Source organism: Pseudomonas sp. Au-Pse12, from assembly GCF_021341665.1.
GTDB lineage: Bacteria > Pseudomonadota > Gammaproteobacteria > Pseudomonadales > Pseudomonadaceae > Aquipseudomonas.
Window position 1 is genome coordinate 254246 of record NZ_JAJTTH010000001.1, and the last position, 15111, is coordinate 269356.

18 protein-coding genes, 1 tRNA gene and 3 pseudogenes are annotated in these 15111 nt (G+C 55.7%); 12 read left to right on the plus strand and 10 right to left on the minus strand.

Features of this window, described 5'->3' with window-relative positions:
• Nucleotides 1-34 precede the first annotated feature (34 nt).
• Nucleotides 35-676, minus strand: a complete 642-nt coding sequence (locus LXM55_RS01050) for a TetR/AcrR family transcriptional regulator (protein WP_233317764.1) — start codon at nt 674-676, stop codon at nt 35-37.
• A 93-nt stretch (nt 677-769) separates the two neighbouring features.
• Between LXM55_RS01050 and LXM55_RS01055 the strand changes: the two genes are divergently transcribed.
• Nucleotides 770-1378: an NAD(P)H-dependent oxidoreductase gene (locus LXM55_RS01055; RefSeq protein ID WP_233317767.1), complete on the plus strand. Its 609-nt coding sequence runs from the start codon at nt 770-772 to the stop codon at nt 1376-1378.
• A gap of 608 nt (nt 1379-1986) precedes the next feature.
• On the opposite strand, the gene LXM55_RS01060 is transcribed toward LXM55_RS01055, so the two are convergent.
• Nucleotides 1987-2475, minus strand: coding sequence for an AAA family ATPase (locus tag LXM55_RS01060; RefSeq protein ID WP_233317769.1), 489 nt, complete (start codon nt 2473-2475; stop codon nt 1987-1989).
• Nucleotides 2476-2831: 356 nt separating this feature from the next.
• Between LXM55_RS01060 and LXM55_RS01065 the strand changes: the two genes are divergently transcribed.
• The 3 genes from LXM55_RS01065 (at nt 2832) to LXM55_RS01075 (ending at nt 3974) form a co-directional block, all read left to right on the plus strand.
• The gene (locus LXM55_RS01065; protein ID WP_233317772.1) at nt 2832-3095 is read left to right on the plus strand and encodes a DUF1652 domain-containing protein; all 264 of its coding nucleotides are present in this window, start codon (nt 2832-2834) and stop codon (nt 3093-3095) included.
• 262 nt (nt 3096-3357) lie between these two features.
• Entirely contained in the window at nt 3358-3558 is a 201-nt protein-coding gene (locus tag LXM55_RS01070; protein ID WP_233317773.1) for a hypothetical protein, read from the plus strand.
• 329 nt (nt 3559-3887) lie between these two features.
• Nucleotides 3888-3974 (plus strand) — tRNA-Leu (locus LXM55_RS01075).
• Nucleotides 3975-4054: 80 nt separating this feature from the next.
• Here the strand turns inward: LXM55_RS01075 and LXM55_RS01080 are convergent.
• Nucleotides 4055-4261: pseudogene (locus LXM55_RS01080) on the minus strand (integrase); the annotation flags it as partial.
• 318 nt (nt 4262-4579) lie between these two features.
• On the opposite strand from LXM55_RS01080, the gene LXM55_RS01085 reads away from it, so the two are divergent.
• The 3 genes from LXM55_RS01085 (at nt 4580) to LXM55_RS01095 (ending at nt 6939) form a co-directional block, all read left to right on the plus strand.
• Nucleotides 4580-4855: a hypothetical protein gene (locus LXM55_RS01085; protein WP_233317777.1), complete on the plus strand. Its 276-nt coding sequence runs from the start codon at nt 4580-4582 to the stop codon at nt 4853-4855.
• A gap of 326 nt (nt 4856-5181) precedes the next feature.
• Nucleotides 5182-5793: a DUF6338 family protein gene (locus LXM55_RS01090; RefSeq protein ID WP_233317780.1), complete on the plus strand. Its 612-nt coding sequence runs from the start codon at nt 5182-5184 to the stop codon at nt 5791-5793.
• A gap of 594 nt (nt 5794-6387) precedes the next feature.
• Entirely contained in the window at nt 6388-6939 is a 552-nt protein-coding gene (locus LXM55_RS01095; protein WP_233317782.1) for a hypothetical protein, read from the plus strand.
• A 46-nt stretch (nt 6940-6985) separates the two neighbouring features.
• Here the strand turns inward: LXM55_RS01095 and LXM55_RS01100 are convergent, their stop codons facing one another.
• The gene (locus LXM55_RS01100) at nt 6986-7174 is read right to left on the minus strand and encodes a hypothetical protein (protein WP_233317784.1); all 189 of its coding nucleotides are present in this window, start codon (nt 7172-7174) and stop codon (nt 6986-6988) included.
• 267 nt (nt 7175-7441) lie between these two features.
• Between LXM55_RS01100 and LXM55_RS01105 the strand changes: the two genes are divergently transcribed.
• The gene (locus LXM55_RS01105; RefSeq protein WP_233317786.1) at nt 7442-8263 is read left to right on the plus strand and encodes an MrpH family fimbial adhesin; all 822 of its coding nucleotides are present in this window, start codon (nt 7442-7444) and stop codon (nt 8261-8263) included.
• A gap of 43 nt (nt 8264-8306) precedes the next feature.
• On the opposite strand, the pseudogene yejK reads toward LXM55_RS01105, so the two are convergent.
• Nucleotides 8307-9265: pseudogene (gene yejK / locus LXM55_RS01110) on the minus strand (nucleoid-associated protein YejK); the annotation flags it as partial.
• Between the two features lie 105 nt (nt 9266-9370).
• Here yejK and LXM55_RS01115 point away from each other — a divergent pair.
• Nucleotides 9371-9547, plus strand: a complete 177-nt coding sequence (locus LXM55_RS01115) for a hypothetical protein (RefSeq protein ID WP_170003564.1) — start codon at nt 9371-9373, stop codon at nt 9545-9547.
• Between the two features lie 282 nt (nt 9548-9829).
• Here the strand turns inward: LXM55_RS01115 and LXM55_RS01120 are convergent, their stop codons facing one another.
• From LXM55_RS01120 to LXM55_RS32485, 3 genes and pseudogenes are all read right to left on the minus strand, one after another.
• On the minus strand, nt 9830-10216 hold the full coding sequence (locus tag LXM55_RS01120) for a hypothetical protein (RefSeq protein WP_233317788.1): 387 nt from the start codon (nt 10214-10216) through the stop codon (nt 9830-9832).
• 338 nt (nt 10217-10554) lie between these two features.
• Nucleotides 10555-10958, minus strand: a pseudogene (locus tag LXM55_RS01125) (hypothetical protein).
• Between the two features lie 412 nt (nt 10959-11370).
• Nucleotides 11371-11937, minus strand: a complete 567-nt coding sequence (locus LXM55_RS32485) for a GIY-YIG nuclease family protein (protein WP_233317790.1) — start codon at nt 11935-11937, stop codon at nt 11371-11373.
• On the opposite strand from LXM55_RS32485, the gene LXM55_RS01135 reads away from it, so the two are divergent.
• Together LXM55_RS01135 and LXM55_RS01140 are read left to right on the plus strand one after the other, a co-directional pair.
• Complete coding sequence (locus LXM55_RS01135; protein WP_233317792.1) at nt 11926-12156, plus strand: hypothetical protein; 231 nt, start codon at nt 11926-11928, stop codon at nt 12154-12156. The two genes, LXM55_RS32485 and LXM55_RS01135, sit on opposite strands and share 12 nt — an antisense overlap.
• A 256-nt stretch (nt 12157-12412) precedes the next feature.
• Nucleotides 12413-12829, plus strand: a complete 417-nt coding sequence (locus LXM55_RS01140; RefSeq protein ID WP_233317793.1) for an SMI1/KNR4 family protein — start codon at nt 12413-12415, stop codon at nt 12827-12829.
• A gap of 303 nt (nt 12830-13132) precedes the next feature.
• Here LXM55_RS01140 and LXM55_RS01145 read toward each other — a convergent pair whose 3' ends face one another.
• Nucleotides 13133-13459 carry a DUF2388 domain-containing protein gene (locus LXM55_RS01145; protein WP_233317795.1) on the minus strand — a complete coding sequence of 109 codons (327 nt, stop codon included), beginning with the start codon at nt 13457-13459 and terminating at the stop codon, nt 13133-13135.
• 171 nt (nt 13460-13630) lie between these two features.
• Nucleotides 13631-14557: a universal stress protein gene (locus LXM55_RS01150; RefSeq protein ID WP_233317797.1), complete on the minus strand. Its 927-nt coding sequence runs from the start codon at nt 14555-14557 to the stop codon at nt 13631-13633.
• Between the two features lie 338 nt (nt 14558-14895).
• Here LXM55_RS01150 and LXM55_RS01155 point away from each other — a divergent pair, with 338 nt between their 5' ends.
• Nucleotides 14896-15111, plus strand: coding sequence for a hypothetical protein (locus tag LXM55_RS01155; RefSeq protein ID WP_233317798.1), 216 nt, complete (start codon nt 14896-14898; stop codon nt 15109-15111).

A 15111-nucleotide genomic window follows, 5' to 3' on the forward strand; every position in this document is an offset into this window, starting at 1 on the left:
GGGGGGGGGGTGTGTGATCGTCGGGCGTCCAGGGTTAACGGGAGGTCGCCGGTGCGTGCTGCGGTGCCTTGTCACGAGCCCTTTCAACCATGGCCACGATCTGGCTGTAGAGTTCTTCCTGGGCTTGCTCGAACGTGATGTCGCCCAGGGCGGCAGCGTGAGAAAGTGCCTCGGCGGCGCCGAGCATGGCGCGCAGCCCGGCGGTGCTGAGCGTGGCACCGGCGGTGAAGGGCTCCAGGGCGTTGCGACAGCTTTCCAGGAAGATTGCCTCGTAGTCGCGCTTGGTCCGTTCAAGTTCCGGCGAGCTGGCCAGGGCCGCAATGACGCCGGGTATTTCACGGCCCTGGCGCTGGACGCAGTCGATGTAGGACGCGGCAATGACCTCGGCGCGCGCGCTCAGACTGGGCGAGGCGGTTGCCAGGGCCTGGCTCATCAACGCGCTCTGGCGCTGATCGTAGTCTCGGTACAGCGCTGCCAGGAGTACTGCCCGAGTGTCGAAATGATCGTAGACCACGGGTTTGGTGACGCCGGCCTGTTCCGCCAGATGCCCCAGAGTCAGGGCCTCGGTGCCTTGTTCACGAACGATTTGCCAGGCCACCGCCATCAGCTGCTGCAATCGCTGCTCCCGCGACAGGCGTCGGCGCGGCGCGGAATCGGTTTTCTGGCTGCTTGACATGGCTATATACCAAAGGTAGGTTGTTTTTCGTAACTTACCAAAAGTATATAAATCCCCTTCGATCAGCGCAATGCGCTTGCAGGAGTATTCGCCATGCACGCACTTATTGTTTTTGCCCATCACGACCCCAAGTCCCTGACCCACAGCGTGGCCCAACAGATTGCCGAGGGGCTGGGTGAGGCTGCGGGGCATACCTTCGAGATGGCCGACCTGTGGGCCGAAGGCTTTGACCCCTGCTTTGGCGCCGCCGATATCGCCGTGCACCGGACCCGGGTCGCGCCGCCTGCCGACGTTCTTGCCGAGCAGGCACGGATTGATCGCGCCGATGCCCTGGTGCTGGTCTACCCGGTTTACTGGTGGTCCATGCCGGCGTTGCTCAAGGGCTGGATCGACCGGGTGTTCAGCAATGGCTGGGCGTTTGATTTTCAGGCCGATGCCAAGCTGGAGAAGAAGCTCGGGCGCCTTGGCGTGCACCTGGTGGGCATAGCCGGGGCCGATGCCGACACCTACCAGCGCCATGGTTATCGTGAGGCGATGAAGACCCAGATCGATCATGGCGTGTTCGATTATTGCGGGGCCAGGGTGCTGACGTCGCAGTGGCTGTTCGAGTCGGAGTCTGTGGATCAGGCCGCCAATCTGCAGCGTACCCGCGCAACCGGGCAAGCCTTGTTCAGCCACCACAGGCTCGTCGAGCCGGCGTAAGGCGATTGCCGGGCACATTCATCAGGGCAGGGCAGGAAGTTGTGGTCGGCAGGGTCGGCGGTTGCGACCTTGCGGGCGGGGCAGGGTTCAGCCCCAGCAGCACCAGGCAAAGGTGGTCAGGCAGAGCAGCAAGGGCAGGGCATCGAGAAATTCATTCATACCAGCACATTCCAGTCGGGCGAGTGCCGGCAATTTAAGGCGGCTGCCGAGGCCTGTCTGTTGCGATTCTGTGAATTTTCAGTGCTATTTCGTTTAACGCTGGAGGCGCTACAACGCTGCGCTGAGTGGCACGTTGTAGCGTTTTTTTAGCCGTTCCGGAAGCGGCTCCTGAAATCAGAAGTCTCAAAAAAAGTGTGGATATTTAATGACTTAGGTGATTTTATCTGCGTTTTTTTTCTCAAAATATGTTGTTACAGAATGTACGATTCCGTTACTATAGCCCCGCGTTCACCTACCACGGTTTATGCATTTTTAGCCCCAAGTGTCCATCAGCTACTTGGGCTTTTTTTTGCCTGGAATTTGTCTCGGGTGGCGTTCTTGGCGCGAGCTGGATGCACAGGATTCATGGTCGGGCACCTGGCTTGCTCGACCGTTGCCCGCCTCGCGGCCTAGTGCTGGATGATGTTCAGCCCCTCATCGGCCAGGGGCGGCACGAAATAGCGGCTAATCCGTTCGAACTGCTCATCGCTGGTGGTAAAGGGGTGATCGCCTAAGCGATTGCGTTCACGCAGCCTGGCCTTGCACAGTTCTTCATCGACATTCAATGCATGCAACTGATGCCGGGTTCCCGCTTGATCGGCCAGGGCTCGCAACCAGGTTCGCTGGGCGACGGTATTGGCGGGAAAGTCCAGCACGACGCAGGTTCCTGCGCGCAACATCGCAATCACCAATGGTTCCAGCACGCTGGTCAGGCGCTGGGCATGCTGCAGGTAGTCGGCGATTGAGTGGATCTGGTCCGGATACAAGCCTGCCAGCCACTGGTCTTCACAGATCAGAACGCTGCCGGGGGCTTCTGCCAGTTGCCTGGCCAGCGTGGACTTGCCCGAGGCAATCTTGCCGCATAGCAAATGCAGAACAGCGGGGGATGAAGGCTTCATGCTTTTCTCCTGAGGGTGGTTGCCTCAGAAGAGTGGTCGTTAGCCCCGCCTCCGAGGCGGGTTGTTGGCGGCCGGAACGGCCGCTAGCCCACCTTGCTGATGAAGGCGGTAATAATTGTCGTCTGGCCAGGCTGTGAGATCGGGTTCATGGATTGGAAACTACGCCGCAGTTCGAAGAAAAAACAGCCTGAATATACAAGAATATCCCTTGGGTCGAGGCTGCCGGAATATGGCTATCGCCTACGATAACTGCGAGGCAGTTAACACTTCGGCGTTTTTTTTCTGATACACAAAAGTGAATACGGGCCTATTCTGAACGGGAAAATTCCAACAACCCCCACTCAAGCGAGAAAGCCATGTTCTCGACCAGCGAGCTTTGCCACATAGTGGAGTCCGGCTTTCTCCCCCTTTCCTGCTCCTGCCGCATGAACCCCAACGGTTCCCTGACCATCAAGATTTACGATGCCGAATCGGGACGGGTGGACTTGTTGCTCAACGGCGTGTCGACGGCGCAACTCAACAGCGTTCGTGATATCGCCAACCTGATTGGCGAGTTGCGCACTGAACTCCGGGCCGGGCGTCGGGCCTTCGCCGGTGGTTTCAGCAACTACGCAGGCTGAGCAGCGCAAGCTCCTCATTGCTGACAGTTGAACATGTTATTCCAGGCGAATAGCGTTATGCAGTTCGCCCAGTATCTGTGACTCTTTACCGGTTCATGGATGGCGAGGTCATGTGTACTGGGCGAACTTCGCAGGTTCTTGATCCGTCTCTTGCGGGTTATTACCATCCCCTGGTGCCCTTGCGACTTTCAGGCGTGGGGCTCGGATAAAGTCCGAAGCTTTGTGCACTTCGTCTCGTCTTTAGACTTCAAGGAAGACCCCTATGAACATTGGTAATACTCGCCCCGCCAACTACAGCTACGCCCAACTTTCGAAGGTATTGGAGCACAACCGTTCGGTTGCTCAGGTCAAAGCGCCCGAGGCGCCCGCGGAGCAGGATTTCGCGGCGCATTTGCAGACCGAACAGGCCGCCAGCAAGGACGACGCGCTCAAGCTTTCGCTGAGTTTCTCCGCTGAGGCGTAAGCACTGCCCCGGCACAGACGTCGCCCGAGGCTGATGATTCAGGATAAGTCGTTAAAAATCAGTTGGTTGGCTAAAGGTGCCATGTTAGTCTTGCGGCCGCCGAGCGAGACCGTGAAAGGCTTGACGACAGCTCGCTGATCCTTGAAACGGTGCTGTAGATCGCTGATTTACAGTGTTTTTTTACGCTCGGCAGCGGGTGTGGAAGCAGGTTTTTTTGCCGGTTTCGACCTTGCTTCACAAGGGCGGGATGTATATATTCCACTCCCTGCTTCAAGCACTGGATGGCCTGATGCCAATTCACCACTCCAGTGTCGCGTTATCGCGCTACCGCCCGAATGGCGAAACTGGTAGACGCATGGGACTTAAAATCCCCCGCTCGTAAGGGCGTGCCGGTTCGATTCCGGCTTCGGGCACCATCTATTTCAAGGGCTTGCACGGTTTTTTTGAGTGAGCCTCATCCTGAACAGCTCCGCCATTTCAAATACTGCTCCGCAACTCACTGTGTAGGCGTGACCTTGTTGCCTATTCGTTTGCGGATGTAGTTCTCGGCCATCACCACCGTGATGTGCCTGAACTGATCTCTTGCTAGCAATATGTCGCCACTGGATTCCGCTTTGTCGGTGCCGGCCTTCGCTCGCAAATCTCGCATCTGAAAATCAGCTTTTTCAACTCCTGCCGCCTCGTGCGCCGCATCAAACCTTCCCAGCTCATCGATGTGAATGGCTCGCCCCGTGGTGCACCGCATTTACGACACACCCATGGCAGTGTCACGGTGATTGATGCTTGGCCCGCGTGCTGTTCCCGGGCCGGGATGGTTACCGTTCTTTCTTCAGGCATGACTTCGTCCTTGGCCGCTATAGCGGCTGACTTGAAGGGGTAGGGGGGAGGTTTTGTGGTTGGAGTACAAATGTGCTCCTGGCTGGATTTCTTGCCCTGCGGCGCATGCGCTATAGGTGCCAGGCCATGGTCGCGGCTTCGATGCCGCTGCTATAGACTCGTCGCACACAACGAGGAGGTGAAAATGCAAGTTCAGTGGTGCCTAACGGCTGCAGTTAGCGTCCTGACGCTGATCTCTGGAGTGTTCTGGATTCGCTCTGCAACAGCGCGTGTCCTTTATGATCCGAACAGGCGAGATCGCGATGGAATGCTCGCGGCTGCACTAATCGACGATTCCAACGGTGTTCATGTCGATGTGCTGGAGACGGCAAGACTCCAGTCCAAGTGGAACAAGTGGGCCGCGCTCTTCGCTGGATTCACTGCTATGTTGCAAGCAGTCTCCAGTATCTTTTTCAGCTAGGCCTTGGATAGGTCTGTGCAGTCGCCTCCTCGCCGGGTGGCTCACTCCGTCCAGCAATTGAGTTTTTCAGCGATCTCGTCGGCAAGCTCACCTATTTCATTGACCCGGCCTTCGTACTCGCAGTTGTCGTAGATGAAAACGGCCGTTTCCCTGCAGCATTTTTGAAGGTGTACCGCTGGGTTTTAATTTCTCTGGGCACTGGTATTACCTCTTTGAGTTTGCAAAGAATGTCGCTGGAGGGTATTGCTTGGTGCGAGTTAAGCGAATGGCACGTTCAGCATTTGTTAGCTACACGAGTGAGTGTGGTTTTTGATGGGTTTTTTTGAATGGATGACTTGTTTGGAAAGGCGATTCCATTTTTGGAGCTGGTTTTGCCGGGTTTTTTGGCGACATTTATTTTTTACTGGCTTTCTGATTCGCCGAAGCCAGGGCAGTTTGAACGAGTTGTCCAAGCCTTAATTGGTACTGCGATCATTCAATTTGTTGTTGGGTGTGTTGAGCCTTCTGCTATATGGGTTGGGCAGTGGTATTCATTTGGCGAGTGGAATAATGAAGTCTTGCCGCTGTGTAGCGCTGGCCTAGCAGTTCTTATGGGGCTCGCTCTCGCATATTTTGCGAATAACGATATTTTGTACACGCTATGCCGAAAGCTAAACTTGACTCATAGATCGGCCGACCTTTCTGATTGGGGGTTTGCTCATCGGACGCTAAAAGATAGAGCAATTGTTTTGCAGCTTCTTGATGGGCGACGTTTAGCTGGCTACCCTAGGTCTTGGCCAACAAACTCAGAAAAAGGACACTACTTGATGCAGCTTCCTACTTGGATTGTAGATGGCGAGTATGTTCAAGCTTCAGGGATTGAATTTATGTTGATTTCTTCTGCGGATGTTTTGTGGACGGAGTTTCTTAATAAGATAGAGGATGAGTCGGATGTCTAGCGATAAACAAAAAATTGTTGAAGAAGTTCTTCGTAAAAGTATAAATGAGGGGCTGAATGTTAATCCGATAATGCCGAGGAATATTCTTCCTAAGAGTCCTCCTTCGTCTCCGCCAAGTCCACCGGCTCGTGATAAAAAGTAAATTTTAGTCCGATTGAAGAGGGTGTAAAATGAGTAACGACAAACGCGGCGCTAATGGTTCAGGTGGGGTGCGTGGGATTGCCCAAGATGGTATCAATCCAAAGGTTATTCAAAACGTACTACCAAAAACTCCACCGAGCCCTCCACCATCCAAGCCTTCAAGCGAAAAGAAGGGCGGTTGAAGATATAGATTTTTAGTATCTTAAGTTTGTTCCATTTTTCTTATTGCTATGCAGTTTGCGGGCACGCTCACGTGCCCGCTGTTCTGCGTACCTCGGGGCTATTGTTTTTCTTGCTGTGCAACGCTCAGCGCGATAGCTACGGGCTGCACCCAGAACGGCATTGAGCATGCAGGAATTCAGGCAGCCGCAATTACCAGGGCTGGCGTTTTGGTAAGGGGTGAGGTATCACGAGCTTCCAGATAGTCGGCAGAGACTGCCAAGGAAGGTGGTTATGGAAGCTCTTTCGCTCAGTTATCCCGCAGTTGGCGCAATTGCTGCTGCGTTCATCGCAGGACTGACATCACTACTCGTCACGATCTTGGCCAAGGACCATAAGGTGTCCGAGTTTCGGCAGGAGTGGATCAACGATCTTAGAAACGATGCGGCGGAACTGGTATCGCATCTGTCTATCACGTCCCTGATCCTGCGCTACCAGCAAATGCTTGGGGACGCGGGGAAGGATGTTCCGCAAGTTGAAATGGCCACGTACAAAGAGTTTGTGGTAGCCCAGGCTTGCATTCTTCGCATCCGGATGCGACTTAACCCTAAGGATCACTCGGGACTTCTAGAGGCCCTACAGAAACTAGATTTTGGACCCGAAGGCACTCTTCATCACCATCCGCACACACTAAGGGCGTTCACGGAAGAGGTCAGAAAAGTGATCAGTAGTGAATGGGACTCTATAAAAAAAGGCGAGCCCTGGGTGAGAGCAGTAAAGTTTTCAGCGATAGCAACCATCCTTTTGAGCGTGTGCGCAGTGGGCTGGAAGCTTGTTGCAAGCTGACACAACCTCAGTGGAAGGTCACGTCAGCTTTCGATCAGATAGCTTGTCAGGCCTTTGCTTCCAGCGCCTGCAGCGCAAAGTAGACCCGGGCGCAGGCTTCTGCATCAGCGCGGGCACGGTGGCCGCCGATCAGTTCTTCGCCCGTGAAGTGCAGCGGGGCCTCGGCAACGGTCGGCTGCTTGAACTGGCGGCCCCGGCCGGCGGCGATCGTCTTTTCAGTGGGCGGACACTTCACCAGGTTGGTGCTGTTAGGCAGCCTAGATGATTGCTTGCATGGGTTTCCTCCGGGTAGCCGATGGCCATGGCCTGGCTGGCGTGATTCGTTGAGTCAGTACGAGCAATAGTGGGGGTGGGTAACAGGCACTGCCTGCCGACAGGTAAACTACGGGTTATCGGAATATTCCTACAAATATTTCGGACGCCCTCTGAGATAACAAGCCCCCAAACGCTAAGTATCATGCATCGTGCAATTTCTAGACTGGGTTGTATGAGGGTTGTATGCGTGAGTAAAAATAAATTCTATTGGCCTGCTTTTTTGTACCTACTTTGGTTCGTTACTAAAACTGCTAATGCTGTTTCTATAGAGTTTACTGGGAGTCGATACGAGTTTGGTGGGGTGCGTTATTATTTTACCGTTACAGCTTGGGAGGGAGGTGGTCATAGTTTTTGTAATGACATGACAGCTGCTGAGTGTCATCTGTCGCTGGTCGGTGCGCAAGCTCCTGGTCAATACTGGGGTTTAGTAATAAGTACGCATTATTGGTCAGGAATAAAGCCAAGCACCTCAATGGCATACGTGCTAGATCAAATGCAGCGGCGTGGATTTTCAATTCCTTTCAAAGGTAGTTTGTTTGTTCCAAAGGACAATAAAACAAGCGATAGCTTTTGTATTTCATTTGCTCAAGGCTACTCCTATTCATCGTCGGGTGGAGTTGTTGCCCCTGTAGGGCCTTGTGTGCGTGTTATAAAGCCTGCACTGCAGTGTGATATTAAAGGGAATACTATAATAAACCATAGGGATGTTAGTGAGGTGGCGATTGATGGGAGTGAGGCGTCAACCACTCTTCAGTTGACATGTAGTGGAGTGTCTAGCGTAATTGCCTCTGCAAACAAAGGAGGTTCTTCAGAGATCAAGCTAAGAGCAGACGGTAGCTTGTACTCAAAGCTTACAATTGATGGCAAGCCTGCGGGAGATGGTGTTTCAATCAACGTTGAAGAAGGTTTATCCACTCCGGTTCTAGTCAAATCAACCCTGTTCAGCAAGGGAACCGTTGAGCCTGGTGAGTTTTCAGGATCCACCGTGCTGACGATCTCCCCGCCTTAGACGTGAACAGAAATGGCGTTGACGGGCAGCACCGGAGGGTAAGACTCCTGCGCTTGAGCTGATCCACAAGCTGGGTTGGCAGGCCGCGCAGGGTGAGGGTGCCGCCCGACTGATGGACAGGCCCTCGGTCCGGCCGGTGAAGCGGCGGAACTGGTTGAGGGTGCGTTTGTCGGCGGGGATCTCCGGCGACAGGCCGTAGTCCTTGTTGCGGATGTGATCGTAGAACGCCTTGGGACGATCCTCGTCGATCAGTTCGGATCGTTCCTTAAGGCTGACCGGCTCGCCAAGCTTGGACTGCGCCATGGAGTAGCTGACCAGGGCCTGGGTCTTCTCCCGGGCCGACTCTTCCGGCAGGTCCTCGCTTTCCACGAAATCGCTGAAGGCCTTGAGCAGGGTTCGGGTTTCCCCTGGGCCATCGACCCCCTCCTGGCAGCCGATGAAGTCACGGAAGTAGTCGCTCGCCTTGCGGCCGTTCTTGCCCTTGATGAACGAAATGTACTGGCGCGACTTCGGGTTGCCTTTCCACTCGCTCAGGTTGATGCGGGCGGCCAGGTGGATGTGGTCCAGATCCAGGCGCCGAACAGGAGCCAGTGCGAGGCCGTCAGCCAAGGTCACCGCTTCAGTTTCCTGCAGCAGGGCAACCACCAGGTACTGGGTCAGGCCTTGCTGGTAGTGGCAGAAGAGGGCGTGCCCGCCTACGGAGAGGTTGGATTCCTCCATGAGCTTGGTCAGGTGCTCGACCGCCGAATTACTGAACCCGATGAAGTCTTCCCCGTCGGCCAGGTACTTGGCCAGCCAGCCGCTGAAGGGGTATGCACCGGATTCAGGATGGAACAGGCCCCAGGCTTTACCCTGCTTGGCGTTGTAGCTTTCGTTGAGCTGGTGCATCAGGTCGTCGCGGACTTCGCTTTCTGCCAGTTCGCTGCCCGCGTAGTGGAGCACTGCAGGGCTTCCGCCAGGCTTCTTGTCGATCTTGTGGATGATGCTGTGAAGTACAGGCATTGCGATTACCTCGGGTGCGCGCCGCCCTCCGTAGCTGGATGCAGCGATAGTTGATGTGGTGGCTAATTGCAATTACGATCGTGCCCCTCTAAAAGGAGCTACTCGATGTTTCCAAGATACTTCCGCTGGATTTCGGTGCTGGGCATTCTTGCTGCATTGGCAGTCTTCGTAACAAGCGGCCTGCAGGTGTTTGCTGGTTCGGCTCCGGCAACGGATCTAGTACGCCCTATCATTGCTGCCGTTGCACTTGGTTGGATGTTCACTCAGTCGACAAAGGTCTGAACCTGAACTAGACGGCTTTACTCTCATTCGCGATGGCATCCGGATGCAGCAAGTAGGGCGGGTTATGCTTCGCCGTCTTCTTCGGCGTTCATCTGGAGCGATTCGGCAAAGCCTGCTTGCCGTAATTTGCGCGCCACGCTTTGCGGTACTTCGATTTGGTGGCGCGGAATTTCGAAGAGCGGCGCGGAGCCGTCGGGGCCAAGCGAGTGGGCATATGCGATCAGTCGCCAGATGGTGTTTCGGTCCTTTGACTCGCCCAGGGCAGCGGTGATGGTCGCTAAGTCACGCCACTTTTGCAGTTGACGGATGCCAGTCGGACCAGCCGACCATAGGGGCTTTTGTCTTTGGGTTGATAACCGGCTTACCCTCGGCATCTGTCAGTACGGCCTTTGCCCTGATCCGCAGGTCTCGGCAGGGGCCAGCCTTCCTGGCCAGCTCTATGAACTGCTGCGCGTACTGAGGCGCGTCGAACAGCTGGCTGAGCTGCTTTACTTTCTCGCCGTCGAAGATGGCCGCAGCCTGCTTTTCCACGGCCTCGTTCCACTCAGCGAGTGTCAGTTCCAGGGGGGGGGCGCCAGGCCTTCCGCTTGGTCTGGTGGTCTTGGTGATCTTCCTGGCCTCAGCCAGCGCTACGTCGGCTGTCATGCCGAAGACTGCAAAGGTGCTCATTGGTTATCTCCGTGCAGCCTCTGGCCTCGCCAGGGTGGCGTGATTGTTTGAAGTGGGGTATTTGTGTTTCCGCCCAAAATGAGGTCGAGCAGGGGGAGTGATATGGCTTGCGATGAATGCGAGGCGCTCAGGGGGCCAGGCGGAGAGGGCTACCCATATCCGCATTGGCATTTGACCGAGCTCGATAGCTCAACCGTCAATTCCAGCGGACACTCGAAGATAATCATCACGAACTATCGATGTACTGTGTGCCAAACATCATGGGTGCATACGGATGATCGAAGCGACAGATTCAAATTCTGGGTTATGGAACTGTAAGTGCAATAGGTGAGGGCGGGTCAGGCGCGTCGGACTTTGAAACCCAGCATCGCCTTAATGTTATGGCAGTAGTCCTGAAGCCGCTCATAGGCCTTGTACTTGGCCTGGCCTCGGGTGCCGCCCATACCCAGACCACGTCTTCTCTGGCCTCTTTGTTCCAGCTGAGATCATCCCAGTCATGGTTGAACGGCAGGACCAACCACTCTTTGAGCGGCAGGGTCTCGGCAATATCGCCGTACTGCATTTCCCAGGTGGGGTGAAAGTTGCGAATGCGTTTCTTCGGATCGCTATCGAGGATTACGCCGATGTAGTGGCCACGGTCGGCCATGATCACGCCGGGCTTACCGTTGGCGGTCACTCGGCGCCCGACCTCGGCCGGCACGTTGTAATGCTGGCGAACGTATTCGCAGTTGTAGTTGTTCATGCTTTTCTCCTTGGGTGAGCCGCCCTCATCGGGGTGGCGCGCGTCAAGAAGGGTGGACTACGCTACTTTGGCCAAATAGGCATATGGACTACTTCAGGGGAAATCATGGACGCGTTGAGAGCAGAGTTTGCGAGGGCAATCGAAGAGGCCATCCAGGAGTGCCATAGGATCAAGTACAACCCGATCATATGGGAAAGGATGAACAGACAGCATGGGCCAGTCGAAGCGGCCATCAAGCTTGTAACCTCAGGCGATTTCCAGACGGGTCTCAAGCGATTACTTGCAGAGAATCGACCTGAACTGACGGTTGAGTCGCACGTGTTGCAGTCAAGATTCTCGGCCCTATTTGATAACCGATTGAAAGAGCTTGCCCAGTGGCGCCTGGACCACGCACTTCGGTAGCGCCGGATGGTCAGGCCAAGTCTGCGAGAGGCAGCGTAACCTGGGTTTGATCGACCGCTCCAGCAGGGCGAATGGTGTTGAATCCGGCCTCTACCGCCGACAGGGCCTCGATCCAATGGCTTTCGCGCTGAGTGATGTAGGCCGCTCGATTGGTACAAGCCTCCGGATAGGCGATCACCTCGATCACTGAGAATTCCCAGTCGGTGATGTCGGTGTTGCCCAGCGCTGAGTGAAACTTGCAGCTGGTTGGGTTGCTCAGGTGCTGCCACCAGCGCAGCGTGAACGGCTGGGTGGTTTGGCCGACATAAACACGCCCAGTGGACTTCTGCCGGACCTGGTAGATAACCGCTGGTGCCCGGCCTTCGTTAACCAAGCGGAACTCCTGAACATCTCGAAACCGCGCCGCCTGCTTGCAGGCCTCCGTACAGTAGTCATGGCTGGTGGTTTCGGTGTTCGGGTCGTTGTACTTGTCAATCAGCTTGAACACAGCGCCGCACTCCTTGCAGGCCGTGTCCTCGAAGCGGCGCAGCAGGTATCGTTGCCACTTCAGATAGGGAGGTGCGATGTGGTCGTACACGGAGTTGAATACAAGTTTTTTACCGCCTCACACGTAACCAAAGGGCATGACGGCTTAGGGCTTGAGTGCTGGCGCGGCGACGATATGGTCTTTGAGGTATTCAGGAATGACGAAACGCTGCGTTTTGAAGTAACCCTGTTCGAACAGGATGTTCCTTTAGAGCTGCTTGAGTACGCCGTCCCAACTGCTCGTAAAAGCCTGGGTGAGTTTGTGCCGTAGAACCTGTCCTTGGCCACTACAAATCAACACTGTTCAGCAAGGGATCCGTTGAGCCTGGTGAATTTTCCGGACCAGCCGTACTGACGATATCTCCACCTTAGTTGAGCATATTTTTATGCTTGGCTTCCGTCTGGCTTCTTGTCGATCTTGTGGATGATGCTGTGAAGTACTGGCATTGCGATTACCTCAGACAAGCGCCTCCCTCCGTGATCGGTGGTGGCGATTTGGTTTCGGTTGGGGTATACGGATGGCCGGCATGAGGCCGGATCAAGGACGCTTTTTTGTGAAGCTCAATTCAAACTGGATCGGTAACGAGGGAGCCTCTGTCGAAGCTTTGGATGCGCTTCGTGCTGCAGCGCCTCAAGATCTTCCTTTCGAGTACTACCAATTGCTCGAACTCAGTAATGGCGGTGAGGGACCACTTCCCGATCCTCTCTTCAACTTTTGTCTCGACCCAGCTGAAACAGCCTCGGACGCTTCACAGATACGCCTGTTTGCAGAGATTGCATCTGGCTTATTTGTTTTTGGCGGCGATGGCGGTGGACAGTTGTTTGCGTTCGATCTGAGAGGGGCTTCCCCATGGCCGATAGTTACCTTCGACGAGGTGGACCCAAGTGGGAGCGTGCTTATGGCGGCCAGCAGTTTTGCTGAGTTCGTAGCATCAATCGGATAGGCGCCGCCCTTCTAGTGTGTTTAGAGAGCCGCTATTCGCCGAGCAAATCGGGCCAGATGTGTTCAGGGTGACCCTGATACAGGGCAACTTTTACTGTGATAGCGATTTCTCCTTGGAAGGGGAGTTCGAAATGCATACCACGCTTGAAGTGTACAGTGGTCATGTAGAAAAGCAGTTATCACTTAGGCGAACGGATGCATGAACTAGTGGATCTGGACAAATGAACGCAGCGCGTCCATTGCGCCACTCTTTGTCGCTCGATCAGCTTCATGTCCCGGTCCTGGTCTGCACCTTCCTCAGCCTTCAGAACGAAGTGGCTATTGCCAGCGCCAGCTGTTTATCAGTCATGTACGGCTGCTCATAGGCCGAGTGGTAGTACCGAACGGCTTGCTCAAATTGAGCGCCGCGGATTTCGCCCTCTGAGCCGATGAACGCCAGCGCGTCGGCCTTTGCCGATTTCATATTCGCAGGGCCATAGACCGTTAGTGCAGTGGTTCCACCCACGATAAGGGTGGGAACAATGGTCGTGATAAACATCGCTTTTTCAATGGGATCATTATTTTCGTGCGCCACCGCTTGCGTGCAGGCCAATGCCAGCACGATCACGCACAGTGTTCTCATTGAATCCATTCCCGACTGCTTCCTGCCGTCTAGTTGAAGGGCGCCACCATAGCAGGGAACAGGCCGGGCTGACACAAGACGCCCGGCGCTGGGCGATCACAAGACGGTAGCGCTCCCCATGACCTTCGTCCGAGCCGACGGCAGGCTGGCGGATGATGGGTACTGCGTGGGCCGCCGGGTTTAGTGGGCGAGATCCTCAGGCGGGACCACCCAGACACTGCAGGGCATTTTGTACAGCAGTTGTTCGATGGTGCTGCCGACCAGCCGGTCGATTCCACGATGGGCGATGCGGCCCATGACAATGACGTCGATGTCGTAGGCGTCGGCATAGCTGCAAAGCACTTTGGCTGGGTCCCCCATGATCATGTGCTGTTTTTCCGCGGGGATGTCATTGCGCTCCGCCAGATCACGGAACGCCTCGCCTTGTGCATCGAACAGCGCCTTGGCGGCGTTTGACGAGAAGAACGCGGAGGCGTTGTTGAAGCCGAATTCAGAAGCACTGATCGAGGACAGGTCATGCGCGTAAATGACGTCGAGTTCGGCGTTGCAGGTACTGGCCAGTCTGGCGGCGTCACGCAGAATTCTGTCGTTGAGGTCCTTGTAGTGGTGATTGCGATGGAAGGGGTCGACTGCGGCAAGGATTCTGCGCGGCAGGGCGTGCTGCACATGGCTGACAAAGTGCAGGGGCACCGGGCATTCGCGCAGCAGGTGTACGTCCAGTGGCGTAAACATCAGGCGTGACAGCAGCGATTCGTGCTCCAGGGCCTTGATCAAGGCCGCCATGGGTTGCTCCCTGAGATGGATGAGAATCTCCTGCAACGGCCTTTCCACCCACACCACTTCAGTGGTGACGGGCACGCCGAGCTTGCGCAAGGGGCGAGCCTGATCCTCAAGCCATTGATGATGGCGCTCGACGTAGCCCAGGCGCATCTGTTCCAGGGCTTGGTCATTGACCAGGCCTGCGGTTGCCAGGCCCTCCAGGTAATCGAATGCGACGATGTGCAACGCTGCGTCCGACGCTTTGGCCAAGCGGGCGGCGCGTTCGAAAGCCGGGCTGTTTTTCATCAGCGACGATACGACAAGCATGAAACGAGATTGCGCAGGCATGACCCATCTCCCGTAGGTAATCGTTCCAGCGGCCGGCGCTGGGGTCTTTGTCTATCCTGGCGCGGCCAACGGGCGTGGGTTTGATATTTGTCAAAGCGGCCGCTGCGCGCGCCTGCCGGCAGACGCTCGGTAGCGGCGTTCATTCAAGGATTGTTGAGCATTATCAATGCGGCATGCCGTCAGTCCGGCGCAGTCTTGGGGACGCTGCCGAAGGCCGCGCACGATCTGCGCAGGGCGCGTGCCGACCATCGGCCTGGACGTATCCGGGGGCACTAGGGCGATGAGGCGGCAGATCAACCTTGCGGGCCAGCGTTGTCTATCGTTTCTCGGAGGTGTCCATGAACATTGAAATCACGGAGATAGGCGTGCCCCATCACTGGGTTGTGCACATGGATGACTTTGAAGTGAACTTCAACAGCCAGGAACAGGCGGACGCGTTCGTGAGCCAGCTCAAGGCGCGAATCGCGGCGCCGCATGCGTGGCCAGGTGCGGCGGGGCGCCTTATGCGTGCAGCTGCGCCAGCGCCTGGCCAAGTACCCGCTGGCCTCAAATGA

Bases quoted from the DNA above. Each gene is read 5' to 3' on its own strand.
- LXM55_RS01095 (WP_233317782.1), top strand. From the start codon at position 6,388: ATGGAAGCTCTTTCGCTCAGTTATCCCGCAGTTGGCGCAATTGCTGCT.
- LXM55_RS01140 (WP_233317793.1), top strand. From the start codon at position 12,413: ATGAGGCCGGATCAAGGACGCTTTTTTGTGAAGCTCAATTCAAACTGG.
- LXM55_RS01115 (WP_170003564.1), top strand. From the start codon at position 9,371: ATGTTTCCAAGATACTTCCGCTGGATTTCGGTGCTGGGCATTCTTGCT.
- LXM55_RS01070 (WP_233317773.1), top strand. From the start codon at position 3,358: ATGAACATTGGTAATACTCGCCCCGCCAACTACAGCTACGCCCAACTT.
- LXM55_RS01090 (WP_233317780.1), top strand. From the start codon at position 5,182: ATGGATGACTTGTTTGGAAAGGCGATTCCATTTTTGGAGCTGGTTTTG.
- LXM55_RS01120 (WP_233317788.1), bottom strand. From the start codon at position 10,216: ATGAGCACCTTTGCAGTCTTCGGCATGACAGCCGACGTAGCGCTGGCT.
- LXM55_RS01155 (WP_233317798.1), top strand. From the start codon at position 14,896: ATGAACATTGAAATCACGGAGATAGGCGTGCCCCATCACTGGGTTGTG.
- LXM55_RS01050 (WP_233317764.1), bottom strand. From the start codon at position 676: ATGTCAAGCAGCCAGAAAACCGATTCCGCGCCGCGCCGACGCCTGTCG.
- LXM55_RS01060 (WP_233317769.1), bottom strand. From the start codon at position 2,475: ATGAAGCCTTCATCCCCCGCTGTTCTGCATTTGCTATGCGGCAAGATT.
- LXM55_RS01150 (WP_233317797.1), bottom strand. From the start codon at position 14,557: ATGCCTGCGCAATCTCGTTTCATGCTTGTCGTATCGTCGCTGATGAAA.
- LXM55_RS01145 (WP_233317795.1), bottom strand. From the start codon at position 13,459: ATGGATTCAATGAGAACACTGTGCGTGATCGTGCTGGCATTGGCCTGC.
- LXM55_RS01055 (WP_233317767.1), top strand. From the start codon at position 770: ATGCACGCACTTATTGTTTTTGCCCATCACGACCCCAAGTCCCTGACC.
- LXM55_RS01065 (WP_233317772.1), top strand. From the start codon at position 2,832: ATGTTCTCGACCAGCGAGCTTTGCCACATAGTGGAGTCCGGCTTTCTC.
- LXM55_RS01085 (WP_233317777.1), top strand. From the start codon at position 4,580: ATGCAAGTTCAGTGGTGCCTAACGGCTGCAGTTAGCGTCCTGACGCTG.